The sequence below is a fragment of the Qipengyuania sp. CAU 1752 genome, from assembly GCF_054482615.1.
Map to the genome: position 1 here is coordinate 151,888 of NZ_JBTLRE010000001.1, position 16,935 is coordinate 168,822.

Below are 16,935 nucleotides of genomic sequence, written 5' to 3' on the forward strand. Positions count from 1 at the left end.
CAGATGCCGCACGCACACCGGGGGCAGCGGGGCGCGGCAATGAAGCACGCGTCTCGACGGGCAATGCCGGACCGAAACTTTCGCGAGCTGCCCTTTTGGCGACAGGAAATATGGATGGCAAGGGTGTGGGCTGCAAGAAAGTCTTGGCCCGACGCAAGCCGAAAATCCAAAACACCCCGGCTCTATGCGGGGTGTTTTGTCAGAGGTCGGCGCTCGCGCGCCGGATTGTTTGGAAAATCAGGCGGCTCCGCTCATGCGTTGCAGCTTCTCCAGCGCTTCACGCAATGCCTTTTCCGTCTCGGCCGGATCGCTCTGTTTATTTTTCGGCGCCGTCGGCACAGCCGGGGCCAGTCCACCCGTCGGGGTAGCTTCGGGCGGAGCATCAAATGGGCGCATTGCCGAGGCCGGCTCGGGGGTGACACGACCAATTCCCATGCCGGGGAATGTCACAACTGGCTCGGGTCCGACATCGGAGCCGTCCGGCTGATCTGCGGCAGAATCGTCCTCGTCATCGATGCGGACGAATTCGGGCTGCCCGGATAGCGGACGTTTCATGCTCAGCAGCGAACTGAAGCCGACATTGGCATCATCCGAGCCAATTTCGTCCTCGTCACCGGCGTCGGAATCGTTGCCACGAGCGAAAAGCTGCGTCGCCACGTCGTCAGTGTCAGCCTCGACCGGCTCCACACTGTCCTCAGCACTTTCGCTGGGGCGATGGAACATCCGGCCATCTTCCGACTGCGCAGGAGCCAGTGTAAATCCATTCTGGAAGGGGTCCTCGTCATCTTCCTCCACACTTTCGAACTCAGCCAGGTCGAGCGGGCGCAAGGCCATCGGCACGGCAGCTTCGCGGCGCGCAGCGAATTCGAAGTCGACTTTGACCGGGCGGTCGCCAGTCGACGTGTCGCCATCGGACTCCGTGTCGGCGTGAGTATTGCCGAACTCGATTTCAGCCGACGGCGCCGGGCTTTCCGCGCCACCGCGCTGAAATGTGAAGGGGACTGCTTGGTCCTCGTCAAAGTTCGGTTCGGCAATGTCCGCGGCCAACACGGCTGTGGACGCCGCAGACGTCTCCTCTGCCACTTTCAAAGCCTTGGCGAAGCGTTCGATCAGGTCGCTCATAGCGAGGTCGGCCAGGTCGCCCTGACTCTCTTGCGCTCCAGCTTGCTCACCGTCCTCGATCTGCTCGACAAACTCCTCCGACAATACCTCCTCGTCTGCGTCCTGGGGCAAATCCTGTTTCGCAAAAGGATTATAGCGTTCGGTTTCAGGGGTGGGTTCAGGTTTCGTGAAGTTCAAGTCTTCATCCTCCGGCATGGTCAGTTCCAAGGGGGAGTGGGTAGCCGCTTCGGAAGCGCCGGGATCAGCGTCTGTTTCCGCATAGTCGAGCGTATCCGGGTGCCGCGCCGGCGCATCGAACAATCGATTACCAATGACGGCTCCGAAAACTTGTGCTTCGCCCTCTCCACCCTGCGTGGCAGGCGCGTCCGGTTCATCGATCACATTGCTGCGATCAGCGCGCTCATTGGGATCGGCCGGACAGAAGCTTCCCAGGTCGAGCATGCCCTCTACGGAGCTATCCTCATGGTTTTCGGCGACCTGGTCGCCATGGCTGGAGGCGTGGTCGATATCTTCGTGGAAGTCTTCGCCCGGAACCGGGACCGAGGCGAGATACTCGCTGGGTCCGGATTCGTCGGTAATCGAAAGCGCGCGGCGGCGGCCCGGGATCGGAACGCTTCCATGCTCGTCTTCAGGCTCGTCAAAGCCGGTATGGGTATCACTGGCCGGTCCCAGGCCTTCGGCGCCCAGTTCTTCGGTCGCGACGATGGGCCGCTTGGCCAAGGCAGGTTCGCTGCGGCGTGCAGGCCGCACCGAGACACTCGCTTCGGCACCCGATTGCGCGGCGGCAACCTTGCGGGCGATTACCAATCCGGCGAGCGCGCCGAACACTGATGCCGCGACGGCGAAGGCAAGCTTCGCGGTCACGCCTAGCGGAGGGGCAGCGGCGGAGAAAAAGCCTGGCAAGCCGATGGCAACCACGATCCGCTCCATCAGGACAATGGGCATAATCAGGCTACCAATGCCAAACAGCGCGGCAAACCACAGCGCAACGATGGCCGGGAAAACCGGATGGGCGCTGATCGGCGCTTGGGTACCGCCCGTGCGCTTTGCCGTTTGTGCCATGGTCGAGCCTTCCGTCATTAGTGTCCGGTTCCGGGTGCAGGCATGCTCATGCAGCCTTCGACACCGGTCCATGAGACACACTAGCTATCAAATGATGGTAAACGCTTTGATAACGATGAATATTGCGCGCCCAGTCATGTGCATGCGCCACGTGGTCCGCCCCGCATTGACGTATATCGTCCCAGCGTGAACGGCGGTCGATGAAGTCAGCCAATTCCTCGGCCAACGCTTCCGGATTGTCGGCCGGAAACAGGATGCCGGTGACCCCGTTCTCGATCAGTTCGTGGTGGCCGCCGACATCGGATGCTGCCACCAGCCGCCTTTGCGCCATCGCTTCGAGCGGCTTCAGCGGCGTCACCAGTTCGGTCAGGCGGCTGCGCTTGCGCGGATAGGCGAGGATATCGATCAGCGAGTAATAGCGTTCGACCTCCTCATGCGGCACGCGGCCGGTAAAGATGACGCCGTCGGCTGCGGGGCCCGCAGCTGCCTGGCTTCGCAAGGCTTCCTCGCAAGGCCCGCCTCCGACAAGCAGCAGGCGTGCCTGTGGGTGCCGTTGGCGCAGGATCGGCAGGGCTGCGATCAGATCGTCGAGCCCCTCGTAATCGTAGAAACTGCCGATGAAACCGATCAGCGGGCCAGCGCCGGTCCCCAACCGCTTCGCCAGTTCATCGTCACGCTTGGTGGGCTGTCCGAACAGCGAAAGGTCGACCCCATTGGGCGAAAGGCCGATCTTGCCCGCAGGATGTCCGCGGCTGACCAGGTCGTCACGCAAGCCCTTGCTGATAGTGAACACGGCATCGGCCTGTGCCACCACGCGATTTTCCAGCGCCCGGGTCAGGCGATATTTGAGCGAGCCTGCGCTGCCGGTGCCGTTTTCGACCGCAGCATCTTCCCAGAAGGCGCGAATTTCGTAGACGACGGGAATCCCCAGCCGCCGCCCGGCGCGGACTGCAGCCATGCCGCACAGCGCCGGAGAATGGGCGTGCAGAACGTCAGGCCGCCAGCGCTTGGCCAAGGCAACGATGCCATCGGCGAGCCGTGCGATCTCGCTCAGTTCACGAAGGCCTGGAGGTCCTGAAATCTCGCCGCCAGCGCGGTGAAATGTCAAACCCTCGATCGTTTCCTCGGTCCGCACCTTGCCTTCGGTCCGGTGATGCGCCCCGGTGATCCCACGTACTTCGAGCCCGCTTGCCGCCTGCGCCTTGAGGATAGCACGCGTACGAAAAGTATAGCCGCTGTGTAGCGGCAGCGAATGGTCAAGGACGTGGAGAACGCGGGTCATGCCTGCCGCCATAAGCCGATTGTGCTTAACGGGCCGTCAACTCGCCGGTGCTAACCGCATGGATCAGGTGTGGGGAATAGCGCCCACCGCAGCCAGGGATACTACCACAGCAACCATGATCGACATGTTCACCCTCCTATTGGTGCACGGCTTGTTGCTGGTGGCGCTCTATCGCCTGATGGGTGATGAAGTGCTCGACGCGGAGGAATCCGCCGCGCCTTTGCCGGATGAGCGATCTGGCGAATGACTGATCTCTTCTTCCTCGGTTTCTTCGGACTGTTTCTCGCCATGGGCCTGCGCCGCCCGTTTCTGTGGGTGCTGTCCTATCTGTGGATCGACATCCTGGCGCCGCAGAAGATCGCCTTCGGGTTCTTTGCCGGCATTCCGGTCTCGCTGATCGCATTTTGCGCGGCATTTGGCGGCTGGCTGATGACCGACCGCAAGAAGGACGTGCGCCTCACATTGCGGCAGGCATTGCTGGCATTCCTGCTGGTGTGGTGCTTCTACACCTTGCAAGGCAGCCCCTTCCCCGAGCCTGCGACCACCAAGTGGGAGTGGGTTTGGAAAGCGCTGTTCTTCGCCATCTTCCTCCCCTTCACCCTCTTCACCCGCCGGCGGATAGAGGCAGCGGCGCTGGTCATGGTGCTGAGTGTCGGGGCGATCATCATCTCGGGCGCGCTCAAGACCGTGTTCGGTGGCGGCGGATATGGCGTGCTCGCGCTGTTCGTGAACGACAACAGCGGCATCTACGAAAGCTCCACCCTGGCCACTGTCGCGGTTGGCATCATCCCGCTGATCATCTGGTTTACGCGCCACGGCACGATCTTCGCGCCCGACTGGCGGGTGCGGCTGTTCTGTTACGCGCTGATCTTCGCCTGCCTGCTGATTCCCTTCGGGACGGTAGCGCGCACCGGGCTGGTGTGCATCGCGGTGCTGCTGGTGCTGGCACTGCGCGACGTCAAGCGAAGGGCGATGTTCCTGCTCGCGGGGGCCATGCTCGGCTTGATGGCGCTGCCTTTCATCCCGCAAACCTATTACGACCGAATGGCAACCATCGGCAGCCACGAGGGCGACCAGTCAGCCTCGACCCGCGTCGCGGTGTGGGAGTGGACCTGGGATTACGTGCAGGAGAACCCGCTCGGCGGCGGGTTCGACATCTACCGCGCCAATCGTTTCGAATACCGCATGCCGGTGCAAACCGGCGAAGGAAACTCGGTCAGCGTCGAATACAAGCAGGTGGTGGACGAGGCCCGTGCGTTCCACTCGGCCTTCTTCGAAGTCCTGGGCGAGCAGGGCTGGCCGGGCTTTATCGCCTGGATCTGGCTGCATGCGCTGGGCCTTTGGCAAATGGAAAAGATCCGCCGCCGTTGGCGCGACCGAACGGGCGATGGCGAACAGTGGCAGGCCCCGCTCGCCACCGCGCTTCAGTATGCGCAGATTATCTATCTCGTCGGCTCGCTGTTCCAGGGCATCGCCTATCAGCCGTTCATCCTGCTGCTGGTCGGCGTACAATGCGGCCTGTGGAGCTATCTCAAGCGGTTCGAGAAGCCGGTTATGCCGTACGCCAAGAAAGCCCGGATCAAGCGGCAAGCGCTAGCCGCAAAGCACGCCAGCCAGCCGTAGCAGCGATATCCGACTAGTTGCGCGCCCTACGCGATCGCAAGGCCCAGCGTTCCGATCCCCAGCGCGCCACCAGCCGGTCAATCGCCCTGCGCTGTGTCGGCTCCAGTCCGGCATAGTCGGCACAGCTCCCGTCCTTCTCGAAACATGCTTGCTCGCGGTCGAGGCGCAGAGTGACGATACCGAAGGCGGGATCAACCAAGCCAATGGCTGCCGGGCTGTCGAGCGGACCGATATGCATGAACGGTGCAAATACAGGGGCCGCGGTCAGATCGACGCCCAGTTTTGCGAGCAGGATGCTGCGTATGTCGCTTTGCGCGATAGGAGCGGACACACCCTCGAGCGTGCGATTGCTGACGAGGAATGTGCCGTTCTGCAGCCGGTTGATGACGTGGCCGTGGCCGAGGAAACCGTTTTCGAACAATGCTTCGCCGTGGTCGCCAGTGACCAGCAACAGGGTATTGTCCCACGCCCCGACCGCTTTCAGCTTCGCCACCAGCCGACCTAGAGCGGCATCGGCATGAGCCACCGCATTCCAATAGGTCGCTTGGACCCGCGCGGCATTTTCGGCCGCGATCTCTCCGCGTGCGACCGGCGGATGGGCCAGCCGCTGAGAAATGGCATCATGGTGATAGGGGAAATGCGGCGACTGGAAATTGAAATAGACGAATTGCGGGCTCAACCAGGCATTTCTCTGCCCAAATACGCGCTCGAATTCGTCGAGAACGATCCCTTCGTCAATCAGCAGTGAGCCCTGCGCGGCAAAACCGAAGGCGCGCTTGTCCTTGAGGGTTTCAGCATCGACGAGGACATCGGCGCTTTCGCGCATGCCCGTCGCCGTGGCGATGCCGCCGAAGTCTTCCGGTTGGCCGGAAAACACCCCGACACCGTAACCGCTTCGCTTCAGGTCATGGAACAGGCTTGGCGCACCCTGCTCGACTGTCAGCGCGCCGCCAAACAGCGACTTGAGCGATTCGGTAGTGAAGCCGACGTGGCTGAAAACCGGCGTTATGGCGGAGCCCTGCGCCGCAATTGCTTCGAGATTGGGGGCCACGGGCCGACCGTCGATCCGTTTGCCCAGCACGTCGAACCGGGTGCTTTCGAACACCACGATCACGATATGCGGCTTCTCGCCCGTGAGCGTGGCGTCCGGAACGGTTCGCGGAATTGCGACCAGTTCCAGATCGCCCCCGAACCCGTCCTCGTCCACGCCGTTGCCCGGAATATCGAGTGCAAGCGGGTGGCGCGAGGAATCGAATGGGTGTCGATCGATCTGGCGACCGGCAAGGCCGTAACCGTCTCGGTCGAAATCACTCGCCTGCGCCACGACCGAAGTGACGCCGTTCCAGACGAGGATATGCTCCAGACCGCGCGCACCGTCGCTGCCTGTCCGGGGAACCAGAACAACTGCTGCCACGAGCCCGGCCCAGGCGATCGCGACCCACCGCCAAGGCGGTCCGCGATGCGCATGAGATTGCTCGCCAGCCATGATCTTTCGCACCAATCGTCCGGCGATCCACCAGGCGATGCCAAAGCCCGCGAGAGCGGCGACGCCCAGTGCGATCTCGTTCCTGGCGAACAGCAGGGCGTCGGCCGCGCTGCCTCCGCCAAGCTGGGTCAACAGCGCAAAGCTCACCGCATCACTGAAATAGGAATGGAGCTGGTATTGCAGGGTCAGCGCCAGCAGGCTGAGCCCGCCATAAAGGAAGGCGAAATGGACCACTGCTATCGCTCGGTCTGAACCGCGCGCCAGCCAACCGGCCACGCGCCATGCAACGAGGCTCGCCGCCACCTGCGATATCGCAAAGCCCATAAGGAATAGCGCCATTTCACCAGCCGTATCGACCGCGCTCGACTGGCCGAAACCGCCACTGAACAGCCCGTATTTGCGGTCCGCGACAGCCAGCTCGACCGCGCTGACCACGAACACCACCAGCGGCACGGACAGCGGCGGGGCGAGCAAGCGTTGGAACGCTCTGGCGAGCATGGTTTCTCCACGAACAAAGGCGCACACCGCGCGCGCCTGCCCGCATTAGCGTGCGCCGGTTAAGGGGCTGTTAGGGTCGGTCTGAAGTTCCGCACGGCCTTTCTTCAACCGATGCCGTAGCGTCAGCTTGACGTTTACGGAAAGCAGCGTTGCGCTACCCCGTTTGATGCTGCATGACCGGCTACGAAAGGCGCGGTGCCTACCGGAGTCGCGCTCGTGACAACACATGCAGGAGGAACGGCCAATGACCCCCCAGGAACTCGCAGAAAAAGTCGGCGAACAGCTTGGTAGCAGCGAATGGGTGGAGATGAGCCAGGAGCGCATCAACCAGTTTGCCGATGCGACCGGCGATCACCAGTTCATCCATATCAACGAAGAAGCCGCCAAGATGACGCCGTTCGGCGGGACCATCGCGCACGGCTTCCTGACATTGTCGATGATCCCCTATCTCGGCGCCAATTCGGACATGGAGAAGCTCGACGGCGTGAAGATGGGCGTCAATTACGGAGGCAACAAGACTCGTTTCATCGCCCCCGTGCGGGCCGGCAAGCGTATTCGCGGCCACTGGAAACTGCTCGAAATGACCGAGAAGCGTCCCGGCCAGTGGCAGCAGACGGCCGAGATCACCATGGAGATCGAGGGCGAGGAAAAGCCTGCCCTGATCTGCGAGTGGATTACCCAGTACTTCGTCTGATCCTGTCCTCCCCCGGCGATATTCGACACTTTCAAACAGACAACGCAGCAAAGGACATTCCCCATGCGTGATGCAGTCATCGTTTCCACCGCCCGTACCGGTATGGGCAAGGCCTACAAGGGTGCCTTCAATTCGACCCCGGGCGCGACCCTTGGCGCCTATGCGCTCAAGCCCGCCATCGAGCGCGCCGGCATCGAGCCCGACGAAGTCGACGACGTGCTGTGGGGCGCCGCGCTCCAACAGGGCGCGCAGGCCGGCAATCTCGCCCGCCAGGTCGCGCTGCGCGCCGGCTGCCCGATCGGCACAAGCGGCATGACAATCGACCGCCAGTGTTCTTCGGGCCTGATGACTATCGCCACCGCCGCCAAGCAGGTCGTGATCGACCGCATGGACGTGGTCGCTGCCGGTGGACAGGAATCGATCAGCCTTGTGCAGACACCTGAAATGCGCGTGATGCCCGATCCCGAGCTGATGAACATGCACGGCGCGATTTACATGCCCATGCTGCAGACGGCCGAGACCGTGGCCCAGCGCTACGGCATCAGCCGCGAAGCGCAGGACGAATACGGCCTGCAGTCGCAACAGCGCACTGCCGCAGCACAGGAAGCCGGCAAGTTCGATGACGAGATCGTTTCGGTCACCACCACCCACAAGGTGAAGGACAAGGAAACCGGCGAGGTTTCCGACCAGGAAGTCACCATCGCCAAGGACGAAGGCAATCGCCCCTCGACCACGCTCGAAGGCCTGTCGCAGCTCCAGCCTGTCATGGGCCCCGGCACGACCATCACTGCCGGCAATGCCAGCCAGCTGTCGGACGGTTCCTCTGCCGTGGTCATAATGGAAGCCAAGCTTGCGGAACAGAAGGGCCTCCAGCCGCTCGGTCGTTATGTCGGCATGGCGGTCGCCGGTACCGAGCCTGACGAGATGGGTATCGGCCCGATTTTCGCCATCCCCAAGCTGCTCAAGCGTTTTGACCTGTCGGTCGACGATATCGGCCTGTGGGAACTGAACGAGGCCTTCGCAGTGCAGGTGATCTATTGCCGCGACAAGCTGGGCATCGACAACGACAAGCTCAACGTCAACGGCGGCTCGATCTCAATCGGCCACCCCTATGGTATGACCGGCGCACGTTGCACCGGCCACGCGCTGCTCGAAGGAAAGCGTCGCGGCGCGAAATACGCTGTCGTCACCATGTGCGTGGGCGGCGGTATGGGCGCTGCCGGCTTGTTCGAGATCTTCTGAGTTCGTGAAGCCATTTGCCTTTCGCGAGGCAACACAGCATCCTCCCGCTGCCCGACAAGGGTTAGCGGGAGGTTTGCGTTGGGGATCATGGAAATCATCGGCATCGCCGGCAGCGTCAGCCTGCTGGCTGGCTGGCGGCTCTATCTCAGCATCCTAGCGACCGGCATCGCCATGCGCTCCGGCGTTGTGCCACTGCCCGAACATCTCGACAGCCTATCCGTGCTCGCAAATCCCTGGGTGATGGGCATCGCCGGTTTCGCCGCGCTGGCCGAGTTTTTCGCCGACAAGGTGATGTGGCTCGATTCGCTGTGGGACACCGTGCACACTGCAATACGACCGGTCGGCGGCGCCTTGCTGGCGCTGGCCATCGTCGACCCCTCCGATCCGGCACTGCAGGTCGTCGCTTTCTTATTGGGCGGCGGCGCGAGCTTTATCGCCCATGGTGGCAAGGCCAGCGCACGCGCCGTGGTCAATACTAGCCCCGAGCCGGTCAGCAATGTCGCGGTCTCCACGGTAGAGGATGTCGCCACTGCAGGACTGCTGTACCTCGCGTATGAGTACCCGCTGATTGCAGGGGGGATTGCGCTGATGCTGCTGGCACTGGTCACCGCGTTGCTAATCTGGGCGCGCCGGGTCATCCGGCGGATCTTTATGCGCGCACCCAAGATCGAACGCGACGCTTTGCGTTAGCCCTTCGCCTGTTTAACGCGATGCTCGGCCATGAACTCCTCGACTACAGGAGCAATGATTTCGCGCCACTTGCTGCCGTTGAAGATGCCGTAGTGACCGGCTCCCTCGGCGAGGAAATAGCGTTTCTTGCTCTTGGCCAATGCCGGCGTCAGGGCGAGCGCAGCCTTGGTCTGGCCAACACCCGAGATATCGTCGCGCTCGCCTTCGATGGCGAGCAACGCGGTATCGTCGAGCGTTTTGAGATCGACCAGTTCGCCCCGATGGCGGAAGGTGCCATTGGGGATGGCGTGGGTCTGGAAAACTTCCTCGACCGTCTGCAGATAGAATTCCGCCGTCATGTCGCACACGCTGCGGTATTCCTCGTAGAAGTCCTTGGTCATCTGCGCGCTGGTCTCGTCCCCAACGGTCAGGTGCTTGAACATCTCGTAGTGGCTCTGGATATGCGCGCCCAGGTTCATGCTCATGAAGCCGGCTAGCTGCATGAAGCCGGGATATACCCGGCGACCGGCGCCAGCATAATTCATCGGCACTGTGGCAATCACGTTCTGCCGGAACCAGCTGATCGGACGCTTCATCGCCAGGTCGTTGACCGTGGTCGGACTCTCGCGAGTGTCGATCGGGCCACCCATCATGGTCAACGTAGCGGGACGGTGCGGATCGCGCCGCGCATTCATCAACGCAGTCGCTGCGAGGGCTGGGACCGATGGTTGGCACACCGCCATCATATGCGCGCGCCCGCCGCGTGCTTGCGGGCCGATCAGGTCGAGAAACTCGATCAGGTAATCGATATAATCGTCGAGATCGAATTGCCCTGCGCTTTCGGGAACTGTCCGGGCATCGGCCCAGTCGGTGATGTAAACCACGCTGGATTCGACCATCCGCTCGACCGTGCCGCGCAGCAGTGTGGCATAATGTCCACTCATCGGTGCGACGATCAACAGCGAGGGCGCGTCGTCGGGCAGATCTTCGCGGGCGAAGCGCAGAAGATCCCCGAAAGGCTTGGTCAGGACGGTGGATTCACTGACAGCGCACGGCGCGCCGTCTACCATTACCTTGTCGATGCCGAATTCTGGCTTGCCGCGATCCTGGGTCGCATGCGCAAACACTTCGAGCGCGCTGGCAGAGACCGGACCCATGGTCGTGTAAGACATCGGGTTGAGCGGATTGGTCAGCCATTCGGCCGAAATGGCGGCAAGCGAGCTGGCCCCATGAAGCCACGAGCGTTGGAGCTCATGTGCGTGGTAAAGCAATGCGTATCCCCTGCATTGGGGCTCTCTCGACCCCTCTATCGGGCTCTCCCGGCCCTTGATTTCGATGGTTCTGACCGCAAATGGGTAATTGTGCAACGCACAATCCCGTAAATCGGTCCCGGCCAGTGGATTTCGCCGGGGCACCACGCTAGGCGCGAGCTTTCATGGCCCAAACAGACCCAGCCCCCCTCTCCGCTCAGGCGCCGGCTCCACCGCCGCGGCTGTTCGAGGGCGAGCCCGACGAGAACGCCGCGCCCAAGCGCCGCTCGTTAGGGCCGCTGCGGATGATCTATGCCGAGGCGGCGAAATATCCGGACAAGGTGGCGATGGCAGTGCTGGCGCTGTTCATCACCGCCGGCGCGACGCTGGCGATCCCGGCCGGTTTCAAGCTGATCATCGACAACGGCTTTGGCGCTGGCGGCGATGCTGGCGATATCGGACGCTGGTTCCGCTATCTGTTCCTGATCGTCGGCGTGCTCGCCATCGGCACTGCGCTTAGGTTCTATTTCGTCAGCTGGATCGGTGAGCGGGTGGTCGCCGATATCCGGCTCAAGGTCCATGCCAACCTGTTGCGGCAGGAACCGGGCTTCTACGAAGAGAACAGCCCCAAGGAAATCTCCAGCCGGATGACCAGCGACACCTCGATCATCGAACAGGTCGTCGGCACGACGGTCTCGGTGGCGCTGCGCAACGTGCTGATGGCGATCGGTGGCACCATCTACCTGTTCTATCTCGCGCCCTCGCTGACAATGGGAATGGCGCTGGTCATCCCGGCGGTGGTCATACCGATCACCGTATTCGGGCGGCGGCTGCGCAATGTCTCGCGCACCAGCCAGGACCGGGTGGCCGATGTCGGCGCGATGGTGACCGAAGTGCTGTCGGCGATGAAGATCGTCCAGTCGTTCAACCAGCAGGGTCGTGAAACCAGCCGGTTCGGCGCTGCGGTGGAGAGCATTTTCACGGTCGCCAAGCGGCGCATCCTGCTGCGCGCAGTCATGACTTCGGTCATCATCCTGCTGATCTTCGGGTCGATTACGCTGCTGATGTGGCGCGGAGCGATGGGGGTGAGCGAAGGCGCCATCTCGGGCGGCACCATCGCCGCATTCGTCATCACTGGCGGACTTGTCGCCGGTGCGTTCGGAGCGCTTACCGAAGTCTACGGCGACCTGCTGCGTGGTGCCGGTGCCGCCAGCCGCCTGAATGAACTTCTGAGTGCCGAACCGCAGATCACGGTTCCTGCCCGGCCGCAGTCGCTGCCCAAACCAGCCCGTGGCAGTCTTTCGTTCCGCAACGTCACTTTTCGCTATCCGACCAGGCCCGAACACGCCGCACTGCGCGACTTCACACTCGAGGTCGAGCCCGGCGAAACGGTTGCCATCGTAGGTCCGTCAGGCGCGGGAAAGTCGACAATCTTCCAGCTCGCCGAGCGCTTTTACGATCCGCAGGTGGGGACGGTGCGGCTCGATGGTATCCCGCTGGTGCAAGTCGATCCGCACGAGGTTCGCGAACGGATCGCTTTCGTGCCCCAAGACGGGGTCCTGTTCAGTGCCGATGCGCGCGACAATCTGCGCTATGGCAATTGGGACGCGAACGACGAGCAGGTCTGGGAGGCAGCCCGCGCCGCCCATGCCGACGAGTTCTTGCGCCGCTTGCCCGATGGGCTCGACACCTTTCTGGGAGAGGACGGCACCCGGCTTTCTGGCGGCCAGCAGCAGCGCATTGCCATCGCCCGAGCGATTCTGCGCGATGCGCCGATCCTGCTGCTCGACGAGGCGACCAGCGCGCTCGACGCCGAAAGCGAGCGGCTGGTGCAGGACGCGCTTGATCACCTTATGCGTGACCGGACCACGCTGGTCATCGCCCACCGTCTGGCGACCGTGCGTGCAGCCGATCGCATCGTGGTGATGGAGGACGGGCAGATCGTCGAACAGGGCACACATCGCGAACTTAGCCGTGCCGGCGGGCTTTATGCCCGTCTTGCACAGTTGCAATTCGACGCGGTTCAGCCCGGCACCGACTGAGAAACCGGGGCGCGGACTGCGCCCATCTTTTCGACCAAGCGCAACTGAATTCGACCAATGACTGCCAATTATCCGAGAATTGGCTATGGCAGACGGCAGAAATCCCGGAAGGTCGCTCCGGAATAGCCTGCATCGAGAGGGGTCTCTCCCATGATCCGTACTGCTTTCGCCATTTCCGCGAGCGCGCTTGCGCTTGTCCTTGCTTCGCCTGCCGTCGCGCAGAGCGGGGAAACCGATCCCAACCAGGCAAATTACCTGCAGGAAGACCGCATGCCGACTATGAGTTTCGGCACCTGGGGGGTCGACACCGAATTGCTGTCTGACAGCATCGATCCGGGCGACGACTTCTTCGCCTACGTCAACCAGCAGTGGCTCGACGCCAATCCCTTGCCGGCAGAATTCAGTCGTTTCGGCGCGTTCAACCTGCTGCGCGAAAAATCGACCACCGATGTCAAGGCTCTTCTCGATGAACTGGTGGCGAAGGATCCGGCCGCGCTGACCGCCGACGAACGGCGCATCGTCCAGTTCCACGATGCCTTCCTCGATACCGATTCCATCGAAGCGGCCGGCCTCGCGCCCGTGCGGCCCTATCTCAACGCGCTGACGACAGCGACCACGCTCGACCAGCTCGCGGCGCTGTGGGCCAAGCCCGGTTATGCCAGCCCGCTCGGCGGCTTCGTCAATGTTGATGCCAAGCAGCCCGACCGCTATGTGTCCTATCTCGGCTTTGACGGCCTCGGCCTGCCCGACCGCGACTATTATCTCGATACCAGCGAGAAGGGCCAGCAGATCCAGGCCGCCTATCGCGACTACATGGCGCTCATGCTGGAGGCCGCGGGCTACGCTGATCCAGCTGCCGCTGCAGCCGCGGTTTACAACTTGGAAGACCGTATCGCTCGCCACATCAGCTGGGACCGCACGGTCCAGCGCAACCGCGACCTGACCTACAACGCGGTGACGATGGCTGAGCTGGAAGCCATGGCCGGCGAATTGCCGGTGGCCGACATGCTGGGCACCATCGGTCTCGACAAATCGCCGATCTTCGTGGTCGCCACCATGCCGCCGAGCGACGAAAAGGCGGCCGAACTGGGACTGAGCAAGGAAACGCTGGCAAAGATCGGCACCGGGATGCCGGGCATGATGGCACTGATCAACGAAACGCCCGTATCAACCCTCCAGGCGTGGTCGATCAAGCAGTTCCTGTCCGACCGTTCGCACCTGATGCCAAGCAAATACGACACCGCACAGTTCGAATTCTACGGCAAGCTTTTGCGCGGCACGCCGGAACAGCGCCCGCGCTGGAAACGCGCCATCAGCGCCGTCGAAGGCGGCCTCGGAGAACTCATCGGCAAGTCCTACGTCGCGCGCTATTTCCCGCCCGAGAACAAGGCGGCGATGGAAGATCTGGTCGAGAACCTGCGCAAGGCCGTCGCCCAGTCGATCAACGAGATCGAGTGGATGGGCGATGCGACCAAGAAGCAGGCGCTGGCCAAGCTAGATAGTTTCGATCCCAAGATCGGCTATCGCGATAATCTGGAAACCTATCCCGGCCTCGAGGTGAGCGCCGACAACCCGCTCGCCAACGAGATTGCGGCCGAGGCTTGGGCGCAGGCCGACAACGTCGCAAAGCTCGGCCAGCCAATCGACCGAACCGAGTGGTTCATGCTGCCACAGACGGTCAATGCCTATTACAATCCCACCAAGAACGAGATCGTGTTCCCGGCGGCGATCCTGCAGCAGCCATTTTTCGCGCTGACCAATGATCCGGCAGTCAACTACGGTGCTATCGGCGGCGTGATCGGACACGAGATCGGCCACGGTTTCGACGACCAGGGCTCGAAATACGATGCCACTGGCGCGCTGCGCAACTGGTGGACCGATGCCGACCGCGGCAATTTCGATGAGCGCGGCGATGCGCTGGTCGAGCAGTACAACGCGTTCTGCCCGCTCGATAATGGCGAAACCTGCGTCAACGGCCGCTATACGCTGGGCGAGAATATCGGCGATCTCGGTGGCCTGAGCCTCGCCTATCGCGCCTACAAGCTGGCGACAGCGGGCAAGGAAGTGCCGGTAATCGACGGACTGACCGGCGATCAGCGATTCTTCATCGCCTGGGCGCAAGTCTGGCGTTCGCAACAGCGCGAGGAAAATTATCGCCAGCGCCTGCGCACCGATAGCCACAGCCCGGAGGAATATCGCACCAACGGCGTCGTGCGAAACATGTCCGAATGGTACGAAGCCTTCGGCATCACGCCCGAGCATGAGCTTTACCTGCCGCCTGAGCAGCGTGTCCGCATCTGGTAGGAAACGCAGTCACATTGCAGGATAAAATGAGCCGGGGGCGGCCAAGTTTCTTGACTTGGCCGCCCCTTGGCCTTTGAGGCTCCCATCCATGGACAATACCATAACGGCCATCCTGCTTGGCATCCTCGAAGGATTTACCGAGTTCCTGCCGATATCCTCGACCGGGCACCTGATCCTGGCACAGGGGTTTTTCGGTTACGACCCGGAAGAATGGCGGCAATTCAACATCGTCATCCAGCTCGGCGCGATCCTCGCCGTGGTGGTAAGCTATTGGACTACCTTCTGGACAATGGGGATGGGCCTGCTGCGGTGGGACCCGGAATCGGTTCGCTTCGTGCGCAACATCCTGCTCGGTTTTCTTCCGGCGGCCGTGATCGGCCTGATGGCCAAGGACGCCATCGACGCAATGCTGACCAGCCCGCTGATCGTCGCCACCGCGCTGGTGATCGGCGGAATCGCCATCCTGGCGCTGGAAAGAATCATCCCGGCGCGGCCGGATACCGGCGTTGCCTCGCTTTCCTGGAAGGCCTCCATAAGCATTGGGCTGGTTCAGTGCCTCGCCATGGTTCCTGGTACCAGCCGATCGGGAGCGACCATCATGGGGGCACTGGCGATGGGCGTGGGGCGCAAAACCGCTGCCGAATTTTCCTTTTTCCTCGCTGTGCCGACCATGCTCGGCGCCGCCACGGTCAAGATCCTCGATGAGCCCGCTCTGCTGGCCGGCGAAGCCTTGATCGGCTGGGGTGAAATCGCGCTCGGCTTCGTCGCGGCCTTTATCACCGCGCTGCTCGTGATCCGGGCCTTCGTCGCCTATGTGTCGAAGCGTGGTTTCGCGCCCTTCGCATGGTATCGAATCGTATTGGGCCTGGTGGCTCTATGGTGGTTCGCCAGCACCTGATCGGCCTGGCGCGACAGGAACGTTCACGCCTACGCCCCGTTGGTTAGAGTGCAGACAATCCGGGCCCTTAAGCCATGGCGCTAGTTGTCCTCCTGACCGTGGGGGCCGTCATGGGATGGCTTGCCTCGATCTTGTGGAAACAGGACACGCTACGGCTTAGCCTGGTCAACATGGCGCTCGGTGCGGCCAGTGCCTTACTTTGCAATATGGCCCTTGGATTCCAACTGGAATCAACGGCGATTCACTCAGAAGCATTGTGGGTCGGTGCTGCCTGTGCGGTGGTCGCGGTGTCGATCACCGCCTTGCTGCGGCGACGGTTCGGGTGAGGCGAGCCGCAGGCCGAGAGCACACCGTCACATTTCGGACATTTTTTGCTTCGCAACTTCAATCGGCGTTGCTATGCGGGTGCTCCGATCCACCAAGGGGAAGATGAAATGAAGACGACTTTCAAGACCGCCATGTTTGCTTCGGTTGCAGCTCTGGGCCTCGGCCTCGCCGCTTGCGACAGCCCGGCTGAAGAAGCTGCTGAAGAAAATGCAGAAGCCATGGAAGACAGCGCTGACGCGATGGAAGACGCTGGCCAGATCACCGACGAACAGGCCGACGCCATGGAAGCCAAGGCTGACGACATGGAAGACGCTGCTGAAGGCGATACCGACGCCCTCACCGAAGGCGCTGAAGAAGCCGTCAACTAAGCGGTTCTTTTCAAGACAAGCAAAACCGGCGCGGGAGCGATCCTGCGTCGGTTTTTCTTTGTCAGCTG

General features: G+C 62.3%; 14 protein-coding genes. 10 read left to right on the top strand and 4 right to left on the bottom strand.

Going from position 1 to position 16,935, the window contains the following annotated elements; genetic code table 11:
* Window positions 1-237: 237 nt before the first annotated feature.
* Together ACXYL9_RS00705 and ACXYL9_RS00710 are read right to left on the bottom strand one after the other, a co-directional pair.
* Entirely contained in the window at window positions 238-2,184 is a 1,947-nt protein-coding gene (locus ACXYL9_RS00705; protein ID WP_459037668.1) for a hypothetical protein, read from the bottom strand.
* 46 nt (window positions 2,185-2,230) lie between these two features.
* Window positions 2,231-3,466, bottom strand: coding sequence for a TIGR04063 family PEP-CTERM/XrtA system glycosyltransferase (locus ACXYL9_RS00710; RefSeq protein WP_459037669.1), 1,236 nt, complete (start codon window positions 3,464-3,466; stop codon window positions 2,231-2,233).
* A 115-nt stretch (window positions 3,467-3,581) separates the two neighbouring features.
* On the opposite strand from ACXYL9_RS00710, the gene ACXYL9_RS00715 reads away from it, so the two are divergent.
* Window positions 3,582-3,713 (top strand): hypothetical protein, encoded by a 132-nt coding sequence (locus ACXYL9_RS00715; RefSeq protein ID WP_459037670.1) that lies wholly within the window; start codon window positions 3,582-3,584, stop codon window positions 3,711-3,713.
* Window positions 3,710-5,089, top strand: a complete 1,380-nt coding sequence (locus ACXYL9_RS00720) for a putative O-glycosylation ligase, exosortase A system-associated (RefSeq protein ID WP_459037671.1) — start codon at window positions 3,710-3,712, stop codon at window positions 5,087-5,089. The genes ACXYL9_RS00715 and ACXYL9_RS00720 overlap by 4 nt, the downstream gene beginning before the upstream one ends.
* 13 nt (window positions 5,090-5,102) lie before the next feature.
* Here ACXYL9_RS00720 and ACXYL9_RS00725 read toward each other — a convergent pair whose 3' ends face one another.
* A complete protein-coding gene (locus ACXYL9_RS00725) occupies window positions 5,103-7,073 on the bottom strand; it encodes an LTA synthase family protein (protein ID WP_459037672.1) in 1,971 nt (656 codons plus the stop codon).
* 244 nt (window positions 7,074-7,317) lie between these two features.
* On the opposite strand from ACXYL9_RS00725, the gene ACXYL9_RS00730 reads away from it, so the two are divergent.
* From ACXYL9_RS00730 to ACXYL9_RS00740, 3 genes are all read left to right on the top strand, one after another.
* Window positions 7,318-7,767 (top strand): MaoC family dehydratase, encoded by a 450-nt coding sequence (locus ACXYL9_RS00730; RefSeq protein ID WP_459037673.1) that lies wholly within the window; start codon window positions 7,318-7,320, stop codon window positions 7,765-7,767.
* Window positions 7,768-7,830: 63 nt separating this feature from the next.
* The gene (locus tag ACXYL9_RS00735) at window positions 7,831-9,009 is read left to right on the top strand and encodes an acetyl-CoA C-acyltransferase (protein WP_459037674.1); all 1,179 of its coding nucleotides are present in this window, start codon (window positions 7,831-7,833) and stop codon (window positions 9,007-9,009) included.
* Between the two features lie 78 nt (window positions 9,010-9,087).
* Window positions 9,088-9,699, top strand: a complete 612-nt coding sequence (locus tag ACXYL9_RS00740; protein ID WP_459037675.1) for a DUF4126 domain-containing protein — start codon at window positions 9,088-9,090, stop codon at window positions 9,697-9,699.
* Here ACXYL9_RS00740 and ACXYL9_RS00745 read toward each other — a convergent pair.
* Window positions 9,696-10,949 carry a polyhydroxyalkanoate depolymerase gene (locus ACXYL9_RS00745; RefSeq protein ID WP_459037676.1) on the bottom strand — a complete coding sequence of 418 codons (1,254 nt, stop codon included), beginning with the start codon at window positions 10,947-10,949 and terminating at the stop codon, window positions 9,696-9,698. The genes ACXYL9_RS00740 and ACXYL9_RS00745 overlap by 4 nt on opposite strands.
* A gap of 164 nt (window positions 10,950-11,113) precedes the next feature.
* On the opposite strand from ACXYL9_RS00745, the gene ACXYL9_RS00750 reads away from it, so the two are divergent.
* From ACXYL9_RS00750 to ACXYL9_RS00770, 5 genes are all read left to right on the top strand, one after another.
* Window positions 11,114-12,970, top strand: a complete 1,857-nt coding sequence (locus tag ACXYL9_RS00750) for an ABC transporter transmembrane domain-containing protein (RefSeq protein ID WP_459037677.1) — start codon at window positions 11,114-11,116, stop codon at window positions 12,968-12,970.
* A gap of 150 nt (window positions 12,971-13,120) precedes the next feature.
* Window positions 13,121-15,274, top strand: a complete 2,154-nt coding sequence (locus ACXYL9_RS00755) for a M13 family metallopeptidase (protein WP_459037678.1) — start codon at window positions 13,121-13,123, stop codon at window positions 15,272-15,274.
* 88 nt (window positions 15,275-15,362) lie between these two features.
* Window positions 15,363-16,172 (top strand): undecaprenyl-diphosphate phosphatase, encoded by an 810-nt coding sequence (locus ACXYL9_RS00760; RefSeq protein ID WP_459037679.1) that lies wholly within the window; start codon window positions 15,363-15,365, stop codon window positions 16,170-16,172.
* A 74-nt stretch (window positions 16,173-16,246) separates the two neighbouring features.
* Window positions 16,247-16,498 carry a hypothetical protein gene (locus ACXYL9_RS00765; protein ID WP_459037680.1) on the top strand — a complete coding sequence of 84 codons (252 nt, stop codon included), beginning with the start codon at window positions 16,247-16,249 and terminating at the stop codon, window positions 16,496-16,498.
* A 108-nt stretch (window positions 16,499-16,606) separates the two neighbouring features.
* Window positions 16,607-16,867 carry a hypothetical protein gene (locus tag ACXYL9_RS00770; protein ID WP_459037681.1) on the top strand — a complete coding sequence of 87 codons (261 nt, stop codon included), beginning with the start codon at window positions 16,607-16,609 and terminating at the stop codon, window positions 16,865-16,867.
* Window positions 16,868-16,935 lie beyond the last annotated feature (68 nt).

Excerpts from the sequence above, each read along its gene's own strand:
- ACXYL9_RS00715 (WP_459037670.1), top strand. The coding sequence starts at position 3,582 with ATGATCGACATGTTCACCCTCCTATTGGTGCACGGCTTGTTGCTGGTG.
- ACXYL9_RS00735 (WP_459037674.1), top strand. The coding sequence starts at position 7,831 with ATGCGTGATGCAGTCATCGTTTCCACCGCCCGTACCGGTATGGGCAAG.
- ACXYL9_RS00720 (WP_459037671.1), top strand. The coding sequence starts at position 3,710 with ATGACTGATCTCTTCTTCCTCGGTTTCTTCGGACTGTTTCTCGCCATG.
- ACXYL9_RS00750 (WP_459037677.1), top strand. The coding sequence starts at position 11,114 with ATGGCCCAAACAGACCCAGCCCCCCTCTCCGCTCAGGCGCCGGCTCCA.
- ACXYL9_RS00755 (WP_459037678.1), top strand. The coding sequence starts at position 13,121 with ATGATCCGTACTGCTTTCGCCATTTCCGCGAGCGCGCTTGCGCTTGTC.
- ACXYL9_RS00710 (WP_459037669.1), bottom strand. The coding sequence starts at position 3,466 with ATGACCCGCGTTCTCCACGTCCTTGACCATTCGCTGCCGCTACACAGC.
- ACXYL9_RS00725 (WP_459037672.1), bottom strand. The coding sequence starts at position 7,073 with ATGCTCGCCAGAGCGTTCCAACGCTTGCTCGCCCCGCCGCTGTCCGTG.
- ACXYL9_RS00765 (WP_459037680.1), top strand. The coding sequence starts at position 16,247 with ATGGCGCTAGTTGTCCTCCTGACCGTGGGGGCCGTCATGGGATGGCTT.
- ACXYL9_RS00760 (WP_459037679.1), top strand. The coding sequence starts at position 15,363 with ATGGACAATACCATAACGGCCATCCTGCTTGGCATCCTCGAAGGATTT.
- ACXYL9_RS00730 (WP_459037673.1), top strand. The coding sequence starts at position 7,318 with ATGACCCCCCAGGAACTCGCAGAAAAAGTCGGCGAACAGCTTGGTAGC.
- ACXYL9_RS00770 (WP_459037681.1), top strand. The coding sequence starts at position 16,607 with ATGAAGACGACTTTCAAGACCGCCATGTTTGCTTCGGTTGCAGCTCTG.
- ACXYL9_RS00705 (WP_459037668.1), bottom strand. The coding sequence starts at position 2,184 with ATGGCACAAACGGCAAAGCGCACGGGCGGTACCCAAGCGCCGATCAGC.